This is a genomic window from Lysobacter koreensis (genome assembly GCF_042677045.1).
Lineage (GTDB): Bacteria > Pseudomonadota > Gammaproteobacteria > Xanthomonadales > Xanthomonadaceae > Lysobacter_K > Lysobacter_K koreensis.
In genome coordinates this window covers 142,764-164,994 of sequence record NZ_JBHTIH010000004.1, presented here as the reverse complement: position 1 = coordinate 164,994, position 22,231 = coordinate 142,764, and the positions used below count along the sequence as shown (strand labels likewise).

Annotated in this window: 21 protein-coding genes; 14 read left to right on the top strand and 7 right to left on the bottom strand. The window is 68.8% G+C overall.

What is annotated here, in order from left to right; translation table 11 throughout:
- Positions 1-98: 98 nt before the first annotated feature.
- The 11 genes from dnaN to ACFQZQ_RS10355 all read left to right on the top strand — a co-directional run bounded on the left by dnaN (position 99) and on the right by ACFQZQ_RS10355 (position 11,362).
- Positions 99-1,199, top strand: a complete 1,101-nt coding sequence (dnaN, locus tag ACFQZQ_RS10405; protein ID WP_386812721.1) for a DNA polymerase III subunit beta — start codon at positions 99-101, stop codon at positions 1,197-1,199.
- Between the two features lie 107 nt (positions 1,200-1,306).
- Positions 1,307-2,452 carry a DNA replication/repair protein RecF gene (recF, locus tag ACFQZQ_RS10400; RefSeq protein ID WP_386812720.1) on the top strand — a complete coding sequence of 382 codons (1,146 nt, stop codon included), beginning with the start codon at positions 1,307-1,309 and terminating at the stop codon, positions 2,450-2,452.
- A gap of 198 nt (positions 2,453-2,650) precedes the next feature.
- The gene (gene gyrB, locus ACFQZQ_RS10395; protein ID WP_386812719.1) at positions 2,651-5,128 is read left to right on the top strand and encodes a DNA topoisomerase (ATP-hydrolyzing) subunit B; all 2,478 of its coding nucleotides are present in this window, start codon (positions 2,651-2,653) and stop codon (positions 5,126-5,128) included.
- Positions 5,129-5,138: 10 nt separating this feature from the next.
- Positions 5,139-5,924: a CPBP family intramembrane glutamic endopeptidase gene (locus ACFQZQ_RS10390; RefSeq protein WP_386812718.1), complete on the top strand. Its 786-nt coding sequence runs from the start codon at positions 5,139-5,141 to the stop codon at positions 5,922-5,924.
- A gap of 129 nt (positions 5,925-6,053) precedes the next feature.
- Positions 6,054-6,857, top strand: a complete 804-nt coding sequence (locus ACFQZQ_RS10385) for a M48 family metallopeptidase (protein ID WP_386812717.1) — start codon at positions 6,054-6,056, stop codon at positions 6,855-6,857.
- Positions 6,858-7,018: 161 nt separating this feature from the next.
- Entirely contained in the window at positions 7,019-8,242 is a 1,224-nt protein-coding gene (locus ACFQZQ_RS10380; protein ID WP_386812716.1) for a tetratricopeptide repeat protein, read from the top strand.
- 163 nt (positions 8,243-8,405) lie between these two features.
- Positions 8,406-9,077 (top strand): energy transducer TonB, encoded by a 672-nt coding sequence (locus tag ACFQZQ_RS10375; RefSeq protein WP_386812715.1) that lies wholly within the window; start codon positions 8,406-8,408, stop codon positions 9,075-9,077.
- Between the two features lie 71 nt (positions 9,078-9,148).
- Positions 9,149-9,901 carry a MotA/TolQ/ExbB proton channel family protein gene (locus ACFQZQ_RS10370; protein WP_386812714.1) on the top strand — a complete coding sequence of 251 codons (753 nt, stop codon included), beginning with the start codon at positions 9,149-9,151 and terminating at the stop codon, positions 9,899-9,901.
- A gap of 39 nt (positions 9,902-9,940) precedes the next feature.
- A complete protein-coding gene (locus tag ACFQZQ_RS10365) occupies positions 9,941-10,366 on the top strand; it encodes an ExbD/TolR family protein (protein ID WP_386812713.1) in 426 nt (141 codons plus the stop codon).
- Positions 10,367-10,382: 16 nt separating this feature from the next.
- Positions 10,383-10,799 (top strand): ExbD/TolR family protein, encoded by a 417-nt coding sequence (locus tag ACFQZQ_RS10360; protein WP_386812712.1) that lies wholly within the window; start codon positions 10,383-10,385, stop codon positions 10,797-10,799.
- Positions 10,800-10,942: 143 nt separating this feature from the next.
- The gene (locus ACFQZQ_RS10355; protein WP_386812711.1) at positions 10,943-11,362 is read left to right on the top strand and encodes an ExbD/TolR family protein; all 420 of its coding nucleotides are present in this window, start codon (positions 10,943-10,945) and stop codon (positions 11,360-11,362) included.
- Positions 11,363-11,495: 133 nt separating this feature from the next.
- Here ACFQZQ_RS10355 and ACFQZQ_RS10350 read toward each other — a convergent pair whose 3' ends face one another.
- The 3 genes from ACFQZQ_RS10350 to cls all read right to left on the bottom strand — a co-directional run bounded on the left by ACFQZQ_RS10350 (position 11,496) and on the right by cls (position 14,222).
- On the bottom strand, positions 11,496-12,275 hold the full coding sequence (locus tag ACFQZQ_RS10350) for a pyridoxine 5'-phosphate synthase (protein WP_386812710.1): 780 nt from the start codon (positions 12,273-12,275) through the stop codon (positions 11,496-11,498).
- Between the two features lie 131 nt (positions 12,276-12,406).
- On the bottom strand, positions 12,407-12,673 hold the full coding sequence (locus ACFQZQ_RS10345; protein WP_386812709.1) for a hypothetical protein: 267 nt from the start codon (positions 12,671-12,673) through the stop codon (positions 12,407-12,409).
- Positions 12,674-12,785: 112 nt separating this feature from the next.
- On the bottom strand, positions 12,786-14,222 hold the full coding sequence (cls, locus tag ACFQZQ_RS10340; protein WP_386812708.1) for a cardiolipin synthase: 1,437 nt from the start codon (positions 14,220-14,222) through the stop codon (positions 12,786-12,788).
- A gap of 70 nt (positions 14,223-14,292) precedes the next feature.
- Here cls and ACFQZQ_RS10335 point away from each other — a divergent pair, with 70 nt between their 5' ends.
- Positions 14,293-15,396 (top strand): PA0069 family radical SAM protein, encoded by a 1,104-nt coding sequence (locus ACFQZQ_RS10335; RefSeq protein ID WP_386812707.1) that lies wholly within the window; start codon positions 14,293-14,295, stop codon positions 15,394-15,396.
- A 286-nt stretch (positions 15,397-15,682) separates the two neighbouring features.
- Here the strand turns inward: ACFQZQ_RS10335 and ACFQZQ_RS10330 are convergent, their stop codons facing one another.
- From ACFQZQ_RS10330 to ACFQZQ_RS10315, 4 genes are all read right to left on the bottom strand, one after another.
- Positions 15,683-16,885 (bottom strand): ABC transporter permease, encoded by a 1,203-nt coding sequence (locus tag ACFQZQ_RS10330; RefSeq protein ID WP_386812706.1) that lies wholly within the window; start codon positions 16,883-16,885, stop codon positions 15,683-15,685.
- Positions 16,882-17,628: an ABC transporter ATP-binding protein gene (locus ACFQZQ_RS10325; protein ID WP_386812705.1), complete on the bottom strand. Its 747-nt coding sequence runs from the start codon at positions 17,626-17,628 to the stop codon at positions 16,882-16,884. The genes ACFQZQ_RS10330 and ACFQZQ_RS10325 overlap by 4 nt, the downstream gene beginning before the upstream one ends.
- 142 nt (positions 17,629-17,770) lie before the next feature.
- Positions 17,771-19,291 carry an alpha/beta hydrolase gene (locus tag ACFQZQ_RS10320; protein WP_386812704.1) on the bottom strand — a complete coding sequence of 507 codons (1,521 nt, stop codon included), beginning with the start codon at positions 19,289-19,291 and terminating at the stop codon, positions 17,771-17,773.
- Between the two features lie 161 nt (positions 19,292-19,452).
- Entirely contained in the window at positions 19,453-20,256 is an 804-nt protein-coding gene (locus ACFQZQ_RS10315; protein ID WP_386812703.1) for an FAD-binding oxidoreductase, read from the bottom strand.
- Positions 20,257-20,311: 55 nt separating this feature from the next.
- Here ACFQZQ_RS10315 and ACFQZQ_RS10310 point away from each other — a divergent pair, with 55 nt between their 5' ends.
- Together ACFQZQ_RS10310 and ACFQZQ_RS10305 are read left to right on the top strand one after the other, a co-directional pair.
- Positions 20,312-21,310, top strand: a complete 999-nt coding sequence (locus ACFQZQ_RS10310) for an ABC transporter ATP-binding protein (RefSeq protein WP_386812702.1) — start codon at positions 20,312-20,314, stop codon at positions 21,308-21,310.
- Positions 21,307-22,110, top strand: coding sequence for an ABC transporter permease (locus ACFQZQ_RS10305; protein ID WP_386812701.1), 804 nt, complete (start codon positions 21,307-21,309; stop codon positions 22,108-22,110). The genes ACFQZQ_RS10310 and ACFQZQ_RS10305 overlap by 4 nt, the downstream gene beginning before the upstream one ends.
- Positions 22,111-22,231: the final 121 nt, after the last annotated feature.

Sequence of the window (22,231 nt, the reverse complement as noted above, 5' to 3'; positions counted from 1 at the left end):
GTTGAATCAGCGGCTTGCTTGGGTTTTCCCGGGTTTTCGCCGACACCATCACCACCAAGATTTAGATTTATCCAACTCTTTAGTACTGGGGATCGGGGATGCGCTTCAGCCTGCAACGCGAAGTTTTTCTCAAGCCGCTCGCGCAAGTCGTCAACGTCGTCGAACGGCGCCAGACCTTGCCGGTGCTGGCCAACCTGCTGGTCCAGGTCAAAGACGGGCAGCTGTCGCTGACCGGCACCGACCTCGAGGTGGAGATGGTCTCGCGCATCGCCGTCGACGACGCCAAGGACGGGGAAACCACGATCCCGGCGCGGAAACTATTCGACATCGTTCGCGCCCTGCCCGACGGCAGCAAGATCTCGGTCAGCCAGACCGCCGAGAAGGTCACGGTGCAGGCCGGGCGCTCTCGCTTCACCCTGTCCAGCCTGCCGGCCAACGACTTCCCCTCGATCGACGAGATGGAAGCGACCGAGCGGGTGCAGGTGCCCGAGGCCGCGCTCAAGGAGCTGATCGAACGCACCGCGTTCGCGATGGCGCAGCAGGACGTGCGCTACTACCTCAACGGCCTGCTGTTCGACCTGCGCGAGACCAGCCTGCGCTGCGTGGCCACCGACGGCCACCGCCTGGCCTTATGCGAGACGCCCTACGAGGGCGGCGGCCAGACCAAGCGCCAGATCATCGTGCCGCGCAAGGGCGTGTCCGAACTGCAGCGCCTGCTCGAGGGCGGCGACCGCGAGATCGAGATCGAGATGGGCCGCGGCCACATCCGGGTCAAGCGCGACGACGTCACCTTCACCAGCAAGCTTATCGACGGCCGCTTCCCGGACTACGAGGCGGTGATCCCGATCGGCGCCGACAAGGAAGTGCGAATCGAGCGCGAGGTGCTGCGGGCGTCGCTGCAACGCGCGGCGATCCTGTCCAACGAGAAGTACCGCGGCGTGCGCATCGAGGTCTCGCCGGGCCAGCTCAAGATCAGCGCGCACAACCCGGAGCAGGAAGAGGCACAGGAGGAAGTCGAGGCCGAGACCAAGGTCGACGACCTGGCCGTCGGCTTCAACGTCAACTACCTGCTCGAGGCCCTGGGGGCGCTGCGCGGCGAGCACATCGTGCTGGCGCTGCGCGACGCCAACTCGTCGGCGCTGGTGCGCGAGGCCGCCAACGACCGCTGCCGGCACGTGGTGATGCCGCTGCGGCTTTGACGCGGGCGCCTGCGCTATCCGGATCCGCTTTGTTCCACGTGGAACCTCAGAACCAGTGTGACGACACGCCCGGCCTGCCCGGGCGTGTCCATTTCCGGCCCTGAGCCATGCACGTGACCCGCCTCGAGATCCGCAACCTGCGCCGCTTCGCGGACGTCAGCCTGGCGCCAGCACCCGGTCTGAACCTGATCACCGGCGACAACGGCGCGGGCAAGACCAGCGTGCTCGAAGCCCTGCACCTGATGGCCTACGGGCGCAGCTTCCGCGCCCGCGTGCGCGACGGGCTGGTGCGGGCGGGTGCGGAGGCGCTGGAGGTCTTCGTGGAGTGGCAGGAGACGCCCCAGCCACCCCGCCCCGGCGATGCGGCCACGACCGATGGCGCGGTCCAGCATGCGCTGGTGCGCAAGGCTGGCCTGCGCCACAGCGGCCGGGAATGGGCGGGTAGGCTCGACGGCGCGCCGGTCGCGCATCTGGGCGAGCTCTGCGCGGCGCTGGCCGTGGTGAGCTTCGAACCGGGCAGCCATGCGTTGATCACCGGCGGTGGGGAGTCGCGGCGGCGCTACCTCGACTGGGGTTTGTTCCACGTGGAACCAGACTTCCTGCCGCTGTGGCGGCGCTACGCTCGGGCGCTGAAGCAGCGCAACGCCCTGCTCAAGGCGCGTTCCCGCGACGCCCAGCTCGACGCCTGGGATCACGAGCTGGCCCAGGCCGGCGAGCCCCTGAGCCAGCGCCGCCAGCTGTACCTGGAGGCGTTGCAGCCGCGCTTCGCGGCGCTCGCGGCCGAACTCGCGCCTATGCTCGGCAATACCGCACTCGAGTACCTGCCGGGCTGGCGGCGCGAGGAGCTGCCGCTGGCCGACGCCCTGCTGCTGGCCCGCGACCGCGACCTGCAGCTGGGCTACACCTCGGTGGGCCCGCACCGTGCCGACTGGAAGGTCGAGTTCTCGCAGGTGCCGGGCCGGGACGCGCTCTCGCGCGGACAGGCCAAGCTGGCGGCGCTCTCGGCCCTGCTCGCCCAGGCCGAGCACCACGCCGCGGTCCGCCGGCAGTGGCCGGTGATCGCGCTCGACGACCTGGCGTCGGAGCTCGACCGCCACCACCAACAGCGGGTGCTCGCACGGCTGCTGGCCAGCGGCGCGCAGGCGCTGATCACCGGCACCGAGGCTCCCCCGGGTCTGCTCGACCTCGGGGTAGCGATCCACAGGTTCCACGTGGAACATGCCGAGCTGCGGGACCTCAACCGAGCGGACTGATCCCCCGTCTGCGCATTCCCGACCGCGCGCGACCGCGAGCATCGGTGAAGGGCCATAGAACCCCGCCGCGACGCCATCGCCCCGGGTCTGGCCGAGACCGGTCGCGCCGACCGCCCTGCTATACTTCGCGCACGTATATCTAATGTGTCATGACGCGCCCGGCCCCGCCGTTGCCGCGTCGCTGGAGCCTGTTGCCGCATGACCCCGAACGATCAGCACGCTGAGCACGATCCCTCGCAAGACGTCGCGTCCGTTGCCCCTTCCAGCCAGACCTACGACTCGACCAGGATCACCGTCCTGCGCGGGCTCGAGGCCGTGCGCAAGCGCCCGGGCATGTACATCGGCGACGTCCACGACGGCACCGGCCTGCACCACATGGTGTTCGAGGTGGTCGACAACGCGATCGACGAGGCCCTCGCCGGCCACGCCGACGACGTGGTGGTGACCCTGCACGAGGACGGCTCGGTGTCGTCCTGGGACAACGGCCGCGGCATCCCGGTCGACATCCACAAGGAAGAAGGCGTGTCCGCGGCCGAGGTGATCCTCACCGTGCTGCACGCCGGCGGCAAGTTCGACGACAACAGCTACAAGGTTTCCGGCGGCCTGCACGGCGTCGGTGTGTCGGTGGTCAACGCGCTTTCCGAGCACCTGTGGCTCGACATCTGGCGCGACGGCCACCACCACCAGCAGGAGTACGCGCTCGGCGAGCCGCTCTATCCGCTGAAGACGCTCGAGGCCTCCGACAAGCGCGGCACCCTGTTGCGCTTCAAGCCGGCGGTCGGGATCTTCACCGACGTCGAGTTCCATTACGACATCCTCGCCAAGCGCCTGCGCGAGCTGTCGTTCCTGAATTCCGGGGTCAAGATCACCCTGGTCGACGAGCGCGGCGAAGGCAAGCGCGACGTGTTCCAGTACGAGGGCGGCATCCGCTCGTTCGTCGAACACCTCGCCCAGCTCAAGACCCCGCTGCACCCGAACGTCATCTCGGTCACGGGTGAGATGAACGGCATCACCGTCGACGTCGCGATGCAGTGGACCGATTCCTACCAGGAAACGATGTTCTGCTTCACCAACAACATCCCGCAGAAGGACGGCGGCACCCACCTGATCGGCTTCCGCGCCGCGCTCACCCGCACCCTCAGCAACTACATCGAGCAGAACGGCATCGCCAAGCAGGCCAAGGTCGCGCTGTCCGGCGACGACATGCGCGAGGGCATGATCGCGGTGCTGTCGGTCAAGGTGCCGGATCCGAGCTTCTCCAGCCAGACCAAGGAAAAGCTGGTCAGTTCCGAGGTTCGCCCGGTCGTTGAGCACACGTTCGGTGCACGTTTGGAGGAGTTCCTGCAAGAACACCCGAACGAAGCCCGCGCCATCGCCGGCAAGATCGTCGACGCCGCGCGCGCCCGCGAGGCCGCGCGCAAGGCCCGTGACCTGACCCGGCGCAAGGGCGCGCTCGACATCGCCGGCCTGCCCGGCAAGCTCGCCGACTGCCAGGAAAAAGACCCGGCCAAGTCCGAGCTGTTCATCGTCGAGGGCGACTCCGCCGGTGGCTCCGCCAAGCAGGGCCGCAACCGCAAGACCCAGGCGATCCTCCCGCTCAAGGGCAAGATCCTCAACGTCGAGCGCGCACGCTTCGACCGCATGCTGGCCAGCGCCGAGGTCGGCACGCTGATCACCGCGCTGGGCACCGGCATCGGCAAGGACGAGTACAACCCGGACAAGCTGCGCTACCACCGCATCATCCTGATGACCGACGCCGACGTCGACGGCTCGCACATCCGCACCCTGCTGCTGACGTTCTTCTACCGGCAGATGCCGGAGCTGATCGAGCGCGGCCACATCTACATCGGCCTGCCGCCGCTGTACAAGATCAAGCAGGGCAAGACCGAGCTGTACCTCAAGGACGATGCCGCGCTCGACGTCTACCTCGCCGGCAACGCGGTCGAAGGCGCCTCGCTGATCCCGGCGCAGGACGAACCGCCGATCACCGGGCTGGCACTGGAGAAGCTGCTGCTGGTGTTCGCCGGCGCGCGCGACACCATCGCCCGCAACGCGCACCGCTACGACCCGAACGTGCTCGAGGCGCTGATCGACTTCAGCCCGCTCGACGGCGCGCACCTGGCGCAGAACATCGACGAGCGCCACGAACTGGACGCGCTTGAGAGACGCCTCAACCGCACCGGATTGGGCAAGCCGCGCTACAAGCTGCAGCTGCAGCCGGCGACCGAAGCGCGCGGCGCGGCGCTGATCGTCACCCGCGATCACATGGGCACCCAGCTGATCCAGGTCTTGCCGCTGGCCGCGTTCGAAGGCGGCGAGTTGCGCGCGCTGCGCGAAGCGGCATCGCAGCTGCACGGCCTGGTCCGCGAAGGCGCGCAGATCGTGCGTGGTAATCGCGCGCAGCCGATCGACAGCTTCGCGCAGGCGCAGGCGTGGCTGCTCGAGGAGGCCAAGAAGGGCCGCCAGATCCAGCGCTTCAAGGGCCTGGGCGAGATGAACCCCGAGCAGCTGTGGGACACCACGGTGAATCCGGAAACCCGGCGCCTGCTGCAGGTGCGGATCGAGGACGCGGTCGCCGCCGACCAGATCTTCAGCACGCTGATGGGCGACGTGGTCGAACCGCGCCGCGAGTTCATCGAGGACAACGCGCTCAAGGTCGCCAACCTCGACGTCTGATCGCCCGCCGATGGCGATCGATCCGGCGATCGACCGCGGCCTGTCGCGGCCAATCGGTGCGCACGCCGCCGCCGCCGCGCCCACCCGGCCGTCGCGTCTGGCCGCCGCATTGCTCGGCTTCGCCGCCGATGCGCTGCTGCTGGGACTGCTGACCGCGGCGCTCGCGTTCCTCGGGTTGGCGCCGCTGCTCGCCAGGCGGGTCGACTTGGACGCGCACCTGCTGGCGGTCATGAGCCTCAGCTTCGTCGCGATGGCGGTCGCGGCCTGGCCGTTGTGGCAGCGGTCGCGCCGGCACGCGGCGGTGCAGCCGCTGATGGCGTTGCGACCGAGCTTGGGCCTGGCGGTCGTGGTCGGGCTGGCCACGTTCGCCGTCAACGCGTTGCGCAGCTGGCTGGAGCCGCAGCTGGTCGGCGAGGTGCCGGAACCGAGCAACGTCGCGCCGATCCTTGCCGCGCTCGCCTCGCAGCCGTGGCCGGCGATGGCGGTGTTCGTGCTGCTCGGGCCGTGGGTCGAGGAACTGCTGCTGCGGCGGGTGCTGCTCGGGCGCATGTTGGCGCGCGGCTGGCCGTGGCTGGGGGTGCTGTTGACCACCAGCGTGTTCGCCTGGCTGCACGAGCCGCTGCCGCGTGCCGACCTCGTGACCGGCCAGTGGTTGTGGCTGCTGTCGGGCTACTGGCTGATGGGGGCGCTGTTCGCGTGGGTGTATTGGCGCACCCGGCGCCTGTCGGCGGCGTTTGCCGCGCACGCGATCAACAACGCGCTCGCCTGCGGCGTGCTGCTGGTGACACCGGGGTGATCGTGGCGAACCAACCGGCGGCGGCTGAACGGCTGGCCGGCCTTTGTCCCACCGTGACCGGGAAATTGACGAAGCGTTAATCCCCGCCCGGCTACAACCGCGGTAACGAACATGAATCGGGGATCCACCATGAAGCCACTGCTGCTCGCCTTGTCGATCGCGACCCTGGTCGCCGCCTGCGCCACCACCACCTCCCCGACCGGGCGCACCCAGCGCGTCGGCGCGGTCTCGCAGGAGCAACTCAACCAGCTTGGCGCGCAGGCGTTTACGCAGGCCAAGGCACAAAACCGGCAGAGCACCGACGCCCGCCAGAGCGGCTACGTGCGCTGCGTGGTCAACGCGATCACCCGCGAGCTGCCCTCCGGCTGGCAGGCGCAGTGGGAAACCGCGCTGTTCGCCGACGCCTCGCCCAACGCGTTCGCGCTGCCGGGCGGCAAGGTCGGCGTCAACACCGGCATCTTCACTGTCGCCAAGACCCAGGACCAGCTCGCGGCGGTGATCGCGCACGAGATCGGCCACGTCGTCTCGCGCCACCACGACGAGCGCGTGACCCGGCAGATGGGCGCACAGGCCGGCCTCGGCATCGTCGGTGCGATCGTCGGCTCGGCCTACGGCCAGGGCGCGGCCAACGCGACCAGCCAGCTCGGCGGCGCCGCGGTGCAGGCGGCGTTCCTGCTGCCCAACAACCGCACCCAGGAAACCGAGGCCGACGTGGTCGGCCAGCAGCTGATGGCCAGTGCCGGCTTCGATCCGCAGCAGGCGGTCAACCTGTGGGAGAACATGATCGCCGCCAGCAGCAGCCGTGCACCGCAGTTCCTGTCCACCCACCCGGACCCGCGCGCGCGCATCGCCGAACTGCGCGGCCGTGCCGGCGCGTTGGCGCCGACCTACCAGCGCGCGCGCGCCAGCGGGCGCACGCCCAATTGCGGGTAAACACGATTGGGCGGTTGAGCGCAACCCGGTTTCGCCGGCCCCGGCGTTTCTGTTAGCGTGACCGCCCCGTCCGGCCCAGCGCCATCCCCCGTTGTCTTTCTAGTACGCCGGCAGCGTCCCGCACCTGCCGTCGGCTCGTACCGGTAACCCGAGGTGATCCGATGAAGCATTCCATGACCCGCCGCAACGTGCTGGCCGCCACCGTTGCCACCGTGCTCGCGTTCGGCGTCCTGGCCCAGGCCCACGCGCAGTCCGCCCAGGACCGTGCGCAGGCGCGTCGCGATCGCCAGGCCCAGAAGGGCGAGTCCAAGCAGGAGACCGCCAAGGTCGCCGACCAGTACCCGGACGCGACTCGCCAGTCGCCCGACGCCAAGGCGTCGGCCAAGGTCACGCCCAAGCTCAAGAAGATGATGGACCTGTACGACGCCGACAAAGGCGCCGAGGCGCGCGCCATTGCCGACGAGATCATCGCCAACGCCGCGGCCAACGCCTACGACCACGCCTTCGCCGCGCAGATCGGCGCGCAGATCGCCTACGACGCCGACGACACCGCCGCGGCCATGGCGTATCTCAACAAGGCGCTCGAGTTCAACGGCCTCGACAACAACGGCCACTTCGGCGCGATGCTGATGCTGGGCCAACTGCAGCTGCAGGAAGACCAGTACCCGCAATCGCTGGCGACCTTCGACCGCTTCTTCGCCGAGACCAAGAGCAGCAAGCCCGAGCACCTGGTGCTCAAGGGCAACGCGCTGTACCGCATGGACCGCTTCCCGGAAGCGGCCGCGGTGCTCAAGCAGGCGATCGACGCTTCTCCCGAGCCCAAGGCCGACTGGCAGCAGCTGCTGATGGCGGCGTACGCCGAGGGCGGCCAGGGCGCCGAGGCGGCCAAGATGGCCGAGGCCGTCGCCGCCAAGAACCCGACCGACAAGCGCGCGCAGACCAACCTGGCCGTGGTCTACCTGCAGAACGACATGTACGACAAGGCCGCCGCGGTGCTGGAGAAGCTGCGCGCCGCCGGCCAGTTCACCGAGGACAAGGACTACCGCCAGCTGTACTCGACCTACCTCAACCTGGACGGCAAGGAGAAGCAGGCCGCCACGGTGATCAACGAGGGCCTCGAGAAGGGCGTGATCAAGCCCGACTTCCAGACCTACCTCGCGCTCGCGCAGTCGTACTATTTCTCCGAGCAGGTCGCCCCGGCGATCGACGCCTACAAGAAGGCGGCCCCGCTGGCGCCCGATGGTGAGACCTATCTCAACCTGGCCCGCGTGCTGTGGCAGGAAGACCGGGTTCCGGAGGCCAAGGAAGCGGCCAAGCAGGCCATCGCCAAGGGCGTGAAGAAACCCGACGACGCCAAGAAGATCATCGCGTTGCCCGGCAAGTAACCGGCAGCACGGAAATGGCATTGAAATGCCAACCCGCGCGTGGAACGAAGCGCGGGGATTGGTATATGCTAGGAGGTTCACGCCGCTGTAATAGCGGTATGAACCGAAACGACGGCCCCGTGGCGCCCTGGCGTCCGGAATACACTTCCCGAGCTGACGGCGCATGACGCAAGACCTCGAAATCCACGCAAAACAAGACGACCGCGACGCAGGTCTGAACTGGGCACGCATTGCCGGTATCACCGCCGCGATCGCCGTGCACGTCGCGGCGCTGTTGCTGCTGCTCGCGCCGATGGCGCCGCCGGCGACCGACAAGGCGGAGGAAGACGTCACCATCGTCAACCTGATCAAGCCGCCGCCGCCGCCGCCACCCCCACCGCCGCCGCCGCCGGACGAGCCCAAGCCGCTCACTCCGCCGAAGACCCTGGTGCCGCCGCAGCCGACCCCGTTGCCGCCGCCGCCGGAAGATCCGCCGATCCTGGTGGACGACCCGACCCCGGTCGACGTCCCCGCGCCGCCGCCGGCGCCGCCGGCGCCGCCGAGCACGGTCAGCGACATTGGCTCCAGCGTCGACGCGTCGTCCAAGCGCATGAACCCGCCGAAGTACCCGCCGACCGAGCTGCGCCAGGGCGTGGGCGGCACGGTGACGCTGGTCATCAGCATCGACGGCCAGGGCAACGTGCTGGACGTGCAGGTCGAGAAATCCAGTCGCAATCGCGCCCTTGACCGCGCCGCGATGGACGCGGCCCGCAAGTGGCGGTTCAATCCGGAGATGCGCGGCGGTGTCGGCGTTGCCAGCCGCGTCCGCGTCCCGGTCGTATTTACCCCGCAGTGATCGGCATTACGGGGTTGTTGTAGGCACCACGTTCCTAACTATTCCTTTCCACGACATCAAAGGTAAGCGTCATGCTGCAGGAAACCACCACCGCTGCTGCGGCCGGAGGCAACAACGCCGAAGCACTCAACCAGATGAGCTTTGCCCATCTGTTGCAGAACTTCGACTTTGTGGGCTGGGTCGTGTTCATCACCCTCGCGCTGATGTCGATCCTCTCGGTCTACTGGATCGTCATCAACTTCATCAAGAACATGCGTCTGCGCGGTACCTCGGACCGTGTCATCGGCACGTTCTGGGAAACCCCGAACGCGCAGGACGCGATCCGTTACATGGAAGAGCAGTCGCGCGCCGAGCCGTTCTCCAAGATCGCGCTTGACGCCGCCCAGGCCGCGGCCCACCACCAGCGCCACGAAGGTTCGCGCCTGGTCGAGTCGCTGAACCGCTCCGAGTTCGTGGACCGCGCCCTGCGCCAGGCCGTGACCCGCGAAAGCATGCGCCTGGAAAGCGGCCTGACCGTGCTCGCCACCGTCGGTTCGACCGCGCCGTTCGTCGGCCTGCTCGGCACCGTGTGGGGCATCTACCACGCGCTGATCAAGATCGGTGCGACCGGCCAGGCGTCGATCGACGCGGTTGCCGGCCCGGTGGGCGAGGCGCTGATCATGACCGCGATCGGCCTGTTCGTGGCCATCCCGGCGGTGCTCGCGTACAACTTCTTCATCCGCCTGAACCGCGTGACGAACAACAAGTTCGACACCTTCGCGCACGACCTGCACGACTTCTTCGCCACCGGCGCCCGCGTCGGCGAGCTGCCCGCGAAGCGCTAAGTACCAACGTCTTCACTTCTTTGCAGTTGGAGTTCCACGATGGCCTTCAGTTCAGGCAATGAAAGCGGCGGCCCGATGGCCGAGATCAACGTCACGCCGTTGGTGGACGTGATGCTGGTGCTGCTGATCATCTTCATGATCACCGCGCCGTTGATGTCGCATAAGGTCAAGGTCGAATTGCCCGAAGCCAATCTGGACAAGCGCGAGGAGAAGGCGCCGCCGGTGCCGCCAATCACTTTGGCGGTCACCGAGGACGGCAAGCTGTACTGGAACGACGAGGCGATCACCAACGAGCTGCTCGAGAGCCGTCTGGCGATCGAGGCACAGAAGACGCCACAGCCGCAGGTCAACGTTCGCGGCGACAAGACGACCAAGTACCGGATCGTCAATGACGTGGTGAAGATCGCCCAGGCCCAGGGCATGCGCAAGGTTGGCTTCGTCGCGATCCGCGACCGGTCAGAGTAATCCGGAGACTTACGTCATGGCTTTCAGTTCCAACTCCAGCGGCGGACCGATGTCCGACATGAACGTCACGCCGCTGGTCGACGTGATGCTCGTGCTGCTGATCATCTTCATGGTCACCGCGCCGACCCTGTCGTACCCGATCGACGTCAACCTGCCGCAGCGCTCGGTCAATCCGCCGCCGCAGCTGAAAGAACCGCCGCCGCCGATCCGGCTGCGGATCGATGCCTCGGGCCAAGTGTTCTGGAATGACACGCCGCAGCCGATGACGGCGATCCAGAACATGATGGAAGTCGAGGTCAACCGCGACCCGACCAACCAGCCGATGCTCGAGATCGACACCAGCAACGACGCCGACTACGGCCTGCTTGCCAAGGTACTGGCGCATGCCAAGAACGCGCAGATGGAAAAGATCGGGTTCGTCCAGGCGGACTGAACCCGGTCGACGCTTACCGTCGTGATGTCTTGAAGCGCCGCCTCCGGGCGGCGTTTTTTTGTGCGCGTACGCTCAAGCGATTGCGGGCGGCTCGCCGACGGGCGTAGCGTGGACTCGGGCAGCCCGCCCGCCAGGAGGTGCACATGGCCGTCGTCTCCGCGTTTTCCGAACCCCCGTCCGAACGCCGTGGCGATCATGCCATCGCCCAGATCAACATCACCCCGCTGATCGACGTGATGCTGGTGTTGTTGATCATCTTCATGGTCGCCACGCCGATCCTGAGCACCCGCCTCGACCTGCGGCTGCCGCAGCCCGGCCCCGATACCGGCCAGAAGCCGCCGCCGCGCCTGACCCTGGAGGTGCTGGCCGGTGATAGCTACCGCCTGGCGGGGCAGGCGTTGCGCCGCGATGAGCTGCAGCCGGCACTGGACGCCCAGGCCGCGCGTGTGCCCACGGCGATACTGGAGATCGCCGCCTCCGGTGACGCTGATTACCAGGGTTTCGCGCGGGCGCTGTCGGCGGCGCGCAACAGCGGGATCGAGCACGTCGCGCTGGCGCCCTGAACCGGCCAGCGTTTGGCCGCAGGCGCTTGGCAACCGGGCTCGCTGTCGGCCGCGGCTGTCGCGGCGGCGCGCGCAGCCGCCAGTGCCGGGCCAGTGCCGGGCCGGGTCGTCGAAGGCGCGGCACTGGCGCAGGTTAGCCTGTCGCGCCGCCGAGGATCGCCAGGTAACGGCGAACGGTCTGGTCGAGCCCCGCGTACAGCGCCTCGCTGATCAGCGCGTGGCCGATCGAGACTTCGAGCACGGCCGGTACCGCCGCCAGGAACGCGCCGAGGTTGTGCTGGCTGAGGTCGTGGCCGGCGTTGATGCCGAGCCCGGCCGCCTGCGCGCGCCGCGCGATTGCGGCGAAGCGGGCGAGCATCGGCTCGGCGTTGCCGGCGGCGAAGGCCTCGGCGTACGGGCCGGTGTAGAGCTCGAGGCGGTCGGCGCCGGTGGCGGCGGCGCGCTCGATGCTGCGCTCGTGATCGAGCGTTGGGTCGCCATGGGCGTCGGCGAACAGGCTGACCCGGCAGCCCAGTTCCTTGAGCCGTGCGACCAGCGGCCGCAGCGCGGCGCCGTCGCGGGCGAAATCGAAGCCGTGGTCGGAGGTGAGCTGGCCGTCGCCGTCGGGCACGAGGGTGGCCTGCGCCGGGCGTGCGAGCTCGCACAACGCCAGGAAGCCCGGGTAGCCGGGGCGGGGCGGGGCGAACGGGTTGCCCTCCAGGTTGAACTCCACGCCGCGCGCGCGGGTCAACGCCGCCAGCGCGTGGACGTCGTCGGCGCGGATGTGGCGCGCATCGGGACGCGGGTGCACGGTGATGCCGTGCGCACCGGCGTCGAGGCAGGCCTGCGCGGCGCGAACCACGTCGGGCTCGCGCTCGCCGCGCGAGTTGCGCAGCACCGCGATCTTGTTGACGTTGACGCTGAGGACGGTCATCGCCACAGCTTAATGCGCGGCGCGAGTTCTGTAGAGCCGGGCGGACGCGACCGCGGTTGCTTGCCCCGATCCAAGCTTGGGCGGAGCTTTGCAGGCAATCCGAGCAGGCTCGGATCTACAACACAATCCGGTCAGCGCTGGGGTTCGCCCTGCGCGGGGGACGCGGCGGCGAGTCGGCGCGCCTCGGCCTGCTCGCGCAGCCGCTGCATCTCCGCCGGGTCGAGCATCATCGCTTCGCTGCGGCTGCTGCTGTCGACGCGGCTCGCGAGCAGGGCCATCACCCAGGCCAGCATCAGCGCGAACGCGACCAGCAGGCAGACCACGAGCAACGCCACCGAGGTGGTCTTGAAGGCGACCGCGAGCGCGGCCAGGGCCAGCAACAGGTAGAGCCAGGGCATCGCGATCGCTCCTAGGACGGGCGCGAAAAGTGTAGCCGCAGATCGGCGGGGGCAGGATCCGGCCACGCCGCGCAGGCGACCGCCGGTCTGCCTGCGGCCGCGCCGCGCCGGCTCACAGCAACGGCGACACCAGCCGCGCCAGCGCCTCGGGCAGGCGCGAGCGCCACAGCGGCCGGGCGCGGTCGTCGCGGATGCGCGGCGCGTGCGCGCATTCGCGCTGGATCAGCTCGGCCAGCGCGGCCACCAGCGCCGCGTCGCGGAACAGCACCGAGACCTCGAAGTTGAGGCGGAAGCTGCGGTGGTCGAAGTTGGCGCTGCCGACGATCGCCAGGTCGTCGTCGCACAGCAGCGCCTTGCTGTGCAGCAGGCGCGGGCCGTATTCGTGGATCCGGACGCCGGCCGCGAGCAGGTCGTCGAAGTACGAGCGCGCGGCGTAGGTGACCAGCTTGCTGTCGCTCATCTTGGGCACGAGCAGGCGCACGTCGAGGCCGCCGAGCGCGGCCGAGGTCAGCGCCATCATCGCCGCCTCCCCGGGCACGAAGTACGGCGTCACCAACCACACCCGCCGGCGCGCGGCGTGGATCGCGCCGACGTGCAGGCGGTGGATCGCCTCCCACGGCGAATCCGGCCCGGAGACCAGCACCTGCGCCGGCACCGGCCCGGGCTGCGGCGCCCGATGCGGCAGTGCCAGCGGCGGCTGCCCGGTCGCGTAGGCCCAGTCCTCGATGAACACCAGTTGCAGCGCGCCCACAATGTCGCCTTCCAAGCGCAGGTGCAGGTCGCGGTAGGCATCGCCGCGCAGGCGCTCGTCCTCCTCGTCGGTGATGTTGATGCCGCCGGTGAACGCGACCGCGCCGTCGATCACCACGATCTTGCGGTGGGTGCGCAGGTTCAGCCACGGCCGCTTCCAGAACCAGCGCAGCCGCATCGGGTGGAACCACGCGACCTCGCCGCCGGCGTCGAGCAGCGGCTGCAGGAAGCGCTGCTTGGTCGGGCCGGAGCCGACCGCATCGAGCAGCAGGCGCACCTTGACCCCGGCGCGCGCGCGTTCGACCAGCGCGTCGCGCAACGCGGTGCCGGTGCGGTCGGGCAGGTAGATGTAGTACTCCAGGTGGACGTGCTCGCGCGCCTGCGCGACCGCGGCCAGCAGCGCGGTGTACTTGGCGGCGCCGTCGATCAGCAGGTCGGCGCGGGTCGCGGTGGTCGGCGGCAGGCCGGTGGTCGCCTGGCCGATCTTCGCCAGCTCGATCGCCTCGGGGCTGGGCAGGTAGCCGTGCGGCGGGGGTGGCAGCGCCGCGCGCGAGCGGGTGCGGCGCAGGCGCTGGCGCTCGATCCGCTGCGGACCCAGGAAGAAGTAAATCAGGAAGCCCAGGTAGGGCAGTGCGGCCAGGCTGATCAGCCAGCTCAGGGTCGCGGCCGGCTCGCGCTTCTGCAGCGCGATCCACCCACCCAGCCACAGCAGGTAGCCCAGCCAGCCCAGCGTGAGGTACAGGCCGATGTGCGGGATCGTGGCCACGGCCTGCCACAGGTCTTGCAACGCGTCGCGCATGCGGGTTCCAGGGTTTAGTTCAGTCGCGTCGTCGCGGATGCTGCGACGCCCCGCGGCTAGCCTAGGGCGCATGGCCGATTCGAGCAAAGACGACGCACGCAAGGCGCAGGCGCCGATCAAGGGCCGCGGCGCCGCTTCCCTCGTGCCGGGCCGCTACGCCAAGTCGATCGCGGTCGGTGTCGACGACGGCTGGGGCTCGGTCTACGAGGACCTCGTTGATGCGCCACGGCCGCAGACCCAGGTCACGCAGGAACGCGCGCGCAGCGTGATCAGCCGCAACGACTCCCCGGACATCGGCTTCAGCCAGTCGCTCAACCCGTACCGCGGCTGCGAGCATGGCTGCGTCTACTGTTTCGCGCGGCCGTCGCACGCCTACCTGGACCTGTCGCCAGGGCTCGACTTCGAGACCCGCCTCTACGCCAAGACCAACGCCGCCGAACGCCTGCGCCACGAGCTGGCCAAGCCCGGCTACGTGCCGTCGCCGATCGCGTTGGGCATCAACACCGACGCCTACCAGCCGATCGAGCGCCGCTACCGGGTCACCCGCGAGGTGCTCGAGGTGCTGGCCGAATGCCGGCACCCGGTCAGCCTGATCACCAAGAGCGCGCTGATCGAGCGCGACCTCGACCTGCTCGGCGCGATGGCGCGCGAGCGGCTGGTGACGGTGTACTTCTCGGTGACCACGCTCGACAACCATCTGGCCGCGCGGATGGAGCCGCGCGCTACCGCGCCGCACGGCAAGCTGCGCGCGATGCGCGCGCTCAGCGACGCCGGGGTGCCGGTCGGGGTGATGGTGGCGCCGGTGGTACCGATGATCACCGACGCCGAGATCGAGCACATCCTCGCGTCCGCGTACGAACACGGCGCGCGCGCCGCCGGCTACGTGCTGCTGCGGCTGCCGCACGAGCTCAAGCAGGTCTGGCGCGAGTGGCTGGAACTGCACTATCCCGAGCGCGCTGCGCATGTGATGAGCCTGATCCGGCAGATGCGCGGCGGCAAGGACTACGACAGCGCTTTCGGCACGCGCATGCGCGGGCAGGGGCCGTTCGCGCAGCTGATCGAGCAGCGCTTCCGCAAGGCGCACCAGCGCCTGGGTTATGGGCGGCTGCCGCCGCTGGATACGAGCCGGTTCGTGGCGCCGCGCAAGCCGTCGCCGCAGGGCGATCTGTTCTGATCGCGCTTTCGCTTTCGCTTTCGCTTTCGTTTTTGCCTTTGCCTTTGCCTTTGCCTTTGCGCCTGTTGCTGTGGACCTTGATCCCGCAACCCCAACCTCAAGAAAGACTTAAGTCGCTGGATCCCCGCCTTCGCGGGGATGACGAGCAAGAACAACTGCGACCGCAGCGGCAACGGCAGCAACAAGCGCGATGGCAACCGCGCTTTCATGGCGGTGTGCTTGCTGTGGGTCATGCCAAAAAAAGCCCGGCCTGAGCCGGGCTTCTCGTTTCGCGATCGCGGCCGCGTCAGCCGGAGATCGCCAGTTTTTCCTGGTGGTAGCGGCGCACCGCCGCGAACCACAGCACCGCGGCCAGGCCGAAGCCGGCCGCCAGGTAGATGCCCCAGGTCTGGGCGTCGATCGCCTCGCCGCGGATCACCTTGAGCAGCAGCTGGTTCTGCGCCAGGAACGGCACCGCGAACTGCCACAGCTGGGTCTTGATCGGGTTCACCAGCAGCACGAAGGTCGGCAGCATCGGCAGCAGCATCAGCCAGGTCATGTGGCTCTGCGCCTCCTTCATGCTTTTCGCCGACGCGGCCAGGTAGGTCAGCAGCGAGGTGCCGATGAACACCATCGGCAGCAGCACCAGCAGCATCTTGCCGATCGCAACGAAGCTGACATCGAGCATTGCCCCGGCGCTGGTCGCCATCTGCGCACTGAGCTTGAATGCCAGCAAAGTCAGCAGCAGCGACAGCAATCCCAACGAGCAGGCCGCAGCGATCTTGCCGCTGACGATCGCGCCGCGCGTGGCCGGGGTCGCCAACAGCGGCTCCAGCGATTGCCGTTCGCGCTCGCCGGCGGTGGCATCGAGGATCAGGTACGCGCCGCCGATGAACGAGGTCAGGATCAGCAGGTAAGGCAGCAGCACCGCGAGCAGCTGGCCGCGCTTGGCGTCCTCGGTGGCGAGGTCGCGGTTGCCGAGGTTGACCGCGCGCGTGACCGACGGGTCGATGCCGCGCGCCATCAGCCGCAGCGCCCCGACCTGGTCGCGGTAGGCGGTGAGCGCGGCGCGCAGGCGCGCGCTCGGGATCTCGGCGTTGCGGCGGGTGCTGTCCTGCACGACCTGGATCAGCGCCGGCCGGCCGGCACGCCAGTCCTTCGCATAGTCGGCGTCGATCTGCAGGGCCACGTCGATGTCCTGGCGCGCGATCGCGGCATCCAGGTCGGCCGGTGGCTTGGTCGCGACGATGCCGTGGGTGGCCAGGAACGCGACCAGGTTCGGCGCGCGTTCGGCGCCGATCACCGGCACTTCGAGCACCTTGTCGAGCTGGGTCTTCTGGCGGTTCTCGGCCAGCGCGCCCATGCCGAGCATCAGCACCGGGTACAGGATCGGACCGAGCAACAAGGCAAGTGCGAGCGTGCGACGGTCGCGCGAGACGTCGAGCAGTTCCTTGCGCATCACCGCCCACAGCGCGGCGAAGACGTTGCTCTTGTGGTGGGTGGAAGTCATGCGTGCAGGCCCTCCTCGGAACCGATCGCCTGGACGAAGGCGTCCTCGAGGTTGTCCTCGCCGAAGCGCGCGCGCAGTTCGTCGGCGCTGCCGGCGGCGACCACCTGGCCCTTGGCGATGATGACGATGCGGTCACACAGCGCGGCGACCTCCTGCATGATGTGGCTGGAGAAGATCACGCAGCGGCCCTCGTCGCGCAGTTGCTTGAGGAAGCCGCGCATCGCGCGCGTGGTCATCACGTCCAGGCCGTTGGTGGGCTCGTCGAGGATCACGTTCTTCGGGTCGTGCACCAGCGCACGCGCGATCGCGGTCTTGGTGCGCTGGCCTTGCGAGAAGCCCTCGGTCTGACGGTCGAGGATCTCGCCCATGTCCAGCGCCGCCGACAGCGCCTGCGTGCGCTGCGCGATGGTGGCCTTCGACAGGCCGTGCAGTTCGCCGAAGTAGGTGATGTTCTCGCGCGCGGTCAGGCGCTTGTAGACGCCGCGCGCATCGGGCAGCACGCCCAACGCGCGCCGCACCGCGGCCGGGTCGCGCGCGGCATCGATGCCGTCGACCAGCACCTGGCCGCTGTCGGGCTTCATCAGCGTGTAGAGCATGCGCAGCGTGGTGGTCTTGCCGGCGCCGTTGGGGCCGAGCAGGCCGGTGATCTGGCCGTCGCGGGCCTCGAAATCGACGCCATCGACCGCCTTGACGGTGCCGGTCTTGGTCTTGAAGGCCTTGTGCAGGTCTTGTGCGGTGATCATGGGTGGGGGCTCGAGAAGAGGCGGGAACAGAGGATAGGGAACAGGGAAGCAAAAGCCGGAAGCGAGGGAATCGGGTCGGGACGCAATCGCGCTATTGCGGTTGCTTCCCTGTGCCCTGTTCCCAGTTCCCGCTGTTGCTTCCTCACGGTTCCCAGCCGTTGAAGGTGGTGAACGGCGGCACGTAGCCGATCGCGTCGAGGCACTTGGTATCGAGCGCCTTGGCGTCGGCCGCTTCGATGAACTGGCCGACCAGCTTGGGCATGCAGCCCACGCCGAGCACGTTGTGGCCCTGGCCATCGAGCACCAGGTGGCGGCCCTTGGGCAGGCCCTTGAGCACGCGCTCGCCGTAGGCGGGCGGGGTGACCGGATCGATCTCGCCCGACACCAGCAGCGCCGGCACCGGCGACTGCAGCGGTGTGGTGAAGTTCTTCGCGCGCGTGCCGGTCGGCCACGACTTGCACGCGGCGAAGAACGCGTCGCCCATGGCGCTGCCGAGCACGGTGTCGGCGTCGGCCGGATCGGCGCGGTAGCGGTCCGCGTCCTCGGCGCAGATCACCGACCACTGCATGCCGCGGGTCATCTGCTCGCCGACCTCCTGGTTCATCATCTGCGCCAGCGACATCAGCGACGCGTAGCGGCCGTGCTCAGCCTCGTCGAGCACCAGCGGCAGCAACGCGGCCATCTGCGGCATGTACGAGAACAGGTGGGTCAGGCCGACCACGGTGTCGGCGTTGAGCGTGTCGCGCTTGCTCGCGCCGGTGGCGGGGTCGCGGTACTCGACCTCGACCGGCGCAGTCTCCAGGCGGGTCTTGAGCGTGCGCAGCTGCGCACGCAAGTCGGTGGGGAAGCGCGCCTTGCAGCTGGGCAGCGCCTGGCATTGCTGTACCTGCAGGCGCAGTGCGCGTTCGAACGTGCGCGCGAACTCGCCACCGACCACCAGGTCGTTGGGCGCCACGCCATCGAGCACGATCGCGCGGGTGTGCGCCGGGTAGCGCGCCGCGTACTGCTGGGCGACGCGGGTGCCGTACGACACGCCGATCAGGTTGACCTGCTCCGCGCCGAGCGCGGCACGGATTGCGTCGAGGTCGGCGATCGCCTCGCCGGTGGTGTAGAAGCGCGGGTCGGCCTTGCCAGCCAGGCCTTGCGCGCACTGCGCGGCGAACGTGGCGACCGCGCTGGCATCGGCGTCGTCGGCGATCGTTAGCGCCTTGCCGGTCGCGTCCTGGCAATCGAGCGGGTTGGACTTGCCGGTGCCGCGCTGGTCGACGAACACCACGTCGCGCTGCTTGAGCACGTCGCGCAGCGGGCCGGCCACCGTGCCGGCCAGTTGCGCGGCGGCCTGGCCGGGACCGCCGGCGAGGAACAGCACCGGGTCGGCGGTCGCGCCGCCCTTGTCGGTGGCCGGCAGCCAGGCCAGGTTCAAGGCGATCTTGCGACCGTTCGGTGCGGCGCGGTTCTCGGGCACGGCGAACGTCGCGCAGTGCGCATCGATCGCCGCGGCCGCGCCGGGGCTGGTCAGCGAGCACGGCGCGAACGCGATCTGGCCGAACTGGCGGGTCACCGCGGGAGCGGCCGTGGCTTTCTTGTCCGCGGGCTTGCTGTCGCAACCAGCCAGCAGCGCGGCCGCGGCAAGGGCCGCGGTCAATAGTCGGGTCGTGCGCATGGGTCCCTTTGCGTCCTGAGGCGTATCGCCTTCAAGGATGACAGACGCAGGCGGCGCGGAAAATGTGACCGATGGCGGCGGCGCTGTGCGCTGGCGAGCCGCGGGCGACGACCTTCGCGGCGGGCGCAACGCGCGCCGCGTGGCCGGCGATGCGCGATCGCCTACTTGCTGCTGACGTACTTCTCGCGGCGAATCTGCGGCACCGCCAGCCCGTGGCCCTTGAGCGCCTCGAAGCAGGCGTCGACCATGTTCGGGTTGCCGCACAGGTAGGCGATGTCGCCCTCGGCGCTGGGCGCGAACTCGTCGATGAACTGCTGCACGTAGCCGTGGCGCACGTCGGCGTGCGCGTGCGCCGATCCGGCCGCCGGCAACTCGCGCGAGAAGCACGGCACGAAGCGGAAGTTCGGATGGGCGTCGGCGAACGCGCGGAACTCGTCGCCGTACAGCAGCTCGACCGGGGTTCGCGCGCCGAACAGCAACACGACTTCGATATTGCGGTCGCGAATCAATGCTTCGAGCTGCGGCAGCATCGCGCGGTACGGGGTCACGCCGGTGCCGGTGCCGATCAGCAGGTAGCGCCGGTTGGCATCGGCCGGCATCAGGCAGAAGCGCCCGAACGGCCCGCTCGCGTCGATCGTGCCGCCATCGCCGAGGCCTTCGAACAACGCTGTGGCCGCGCCGCCGGCGACGTAGCTGACCGCGATCTCGACCGCCTCGCCAGGACCCATCGCGTGGTCGTGGATGGTCGCCAGCGAGTAGCTGCGCTTGGTCGGGGTGCCGTCGGCGTAGTGGAAGTGCACCTGGATGAACTGGCCGGGGATGTAGTCCAGCGGCTGCCCGTCGTCGCGCACGAACGCGTAGTGGCCGACCGTGGGCGCCAGCATGCGGCGCGATACGAGCTTCAGGGGGAAGTGCTGGATGGCCACGCGGAACCTGGGAACACGGCGTGGCCAGAGCGTCGCCACGGGGCCGCCTATACTACCGGCAATCGCCGCGCGGCTCGCGGCGCAGGCCTTCCAGATGACCCAGAACCAGGCGGTTTCGACCGCTGCACCGGCGCTGTCGGTGCGCGATTTGCGCAAGACCTACGACAACCGCGTGGAGGCGCTCAAGGGCGTGTCGCTCGACGTCGCGCCCGGCGATTTCTTCGCCCTGCTCGGTCCCAACGGCGCCGGCAAGTCGACCCTGATCGGCATCGTCAGCTCGCTGGTCAACCTCAGCGCCGGCTCGGTGAGCATCTTCGGCACCGACCTGGTCGCCGACCGCAGCGCCGCGATGCGCCTGATCGGGCTGGTGCCGCAGGAACTGAACTTCAACATGTTCGAGAAGCCGCTCGACATCCTCACCAACTACGCCGGCTTCTACGGCGTGCCGCGCGCCGAGGCGGTGCTCCGCGCGGAGGAAGAACTCAAGCGCGCGCAGCTGTGGGACAAGGCGCAGATGATGAGCCGCACGCTGTCGGGCGGCATGAAGCGGCGACTGATGATCGCGCGCGCGATGATGACGCGGCCACGCCTGCTGATCCTCGACGAGCCCACCGCCGGCGTCGACATCGAGATCCGCCGCGGCATGTGGAAGACGCTCAAGGAGATCAACGCCGCCGGCACCACGATCATCCTCACCACCCACTACCTCGAGGAAGCCGAGAGCCTGTGCCGCAACCTGGCGATCATCGACCGCGGCCGCATCGTCCAGCAGGGACCGATGAAGGCGCTGCTGGCGATGCTCGACATCGAGGGCTTCGTGCTCGACATCGACGGCACCCTGCCGGCGACGCTGCCGCGGATCGAGGGCACCACGCTCGTCGCCAGCGACGACCACACCCTCGACCTGGAGATGCCGCGCGCGATGGACCTCAACCGCGTGTTCGCCACCTTGGGCGACGCCGGCATCCGCGTGCGCTCGATGCGCACCAAGTCCAACCGCCTGGAGGAACTGTTCGTGCGCCTGACCGGCGAGAACGCGGACAAGGGCCCGCTCGGCAACGACGTCCCCGCCGCCCCGGAGCAGGTCGCATGAGCACCGCCCACCCGCCCGCCGCGCGCAGCGACGCGCAACGCAACCTGGTCGCGCTGGGCACGATCGTGCGCCGCGAGATCAACCGCATCCTGCGCATCTGGGGCCAGACCCTGGTGCCGCCGGCGATCACCATGACCCTGTACTTCCTGATCTTCGGTGGCCTGATCGGCTCGCGGATCGGCGACATGGGCGGCTACAGCTACATGGAGTTCATCGTCCCGGGCCTGGTGATGATGAGCGTGATCCAGAACAGCTACGGCAACATCTCCTCGAGTTTCTTCGGCGCCAAGTTCGGCCGCCACGTCGAGGAGCTGCTGGTCAGCCCGATGCCGAACTGGGTGATCCTGACCGGCTATGTCGCCGGAGCGGTGCTGCGCGGGCTGATGGTCGGCGCGATCGTGCTGTGCATCGCGATGCTGTTCACCAAGGTCCGGGTGCCGCACCCGCTGGTGACGTTCACCACGGTGCTTTTGGGGGCGACGATCTTCGCCCTGGCCGGCTTCGTCAACGCGGTCTATGCCAAGAAGTTCGACGACATCGCGATCGTCCCGACCTTCATCCTGACCCCGCTGACCTACCTGGGGGGCGTGTTCTATTCGGTCAAGCTGCTGCCCGACTGGGCCGAGGCGGCGACCCACGCCAACCCGGTGTTCTACATGGTCAACGCGTTCCGCTATGGCCTGCTCGGCACCAGCGACGTGCCGGTCGCGGTCGCGTACGCGCTGATGCTCGGCTTCGTGGTCGTGCTGGCAGCGCTGGGGCTGTGGCTGCTCAAGCGGGGGGTCGGGTTGCGCAGCTGAAACAGGCAGGCCGCCCGGAAAATCCAATTGCCGGCCCCGGCACTTGTACCGAAGTAAGTTTTGCGTTATCTGGCGAGAACACCGTGACGGTGTGGCCAGTTCGTTAACTGATTCGGTTCAG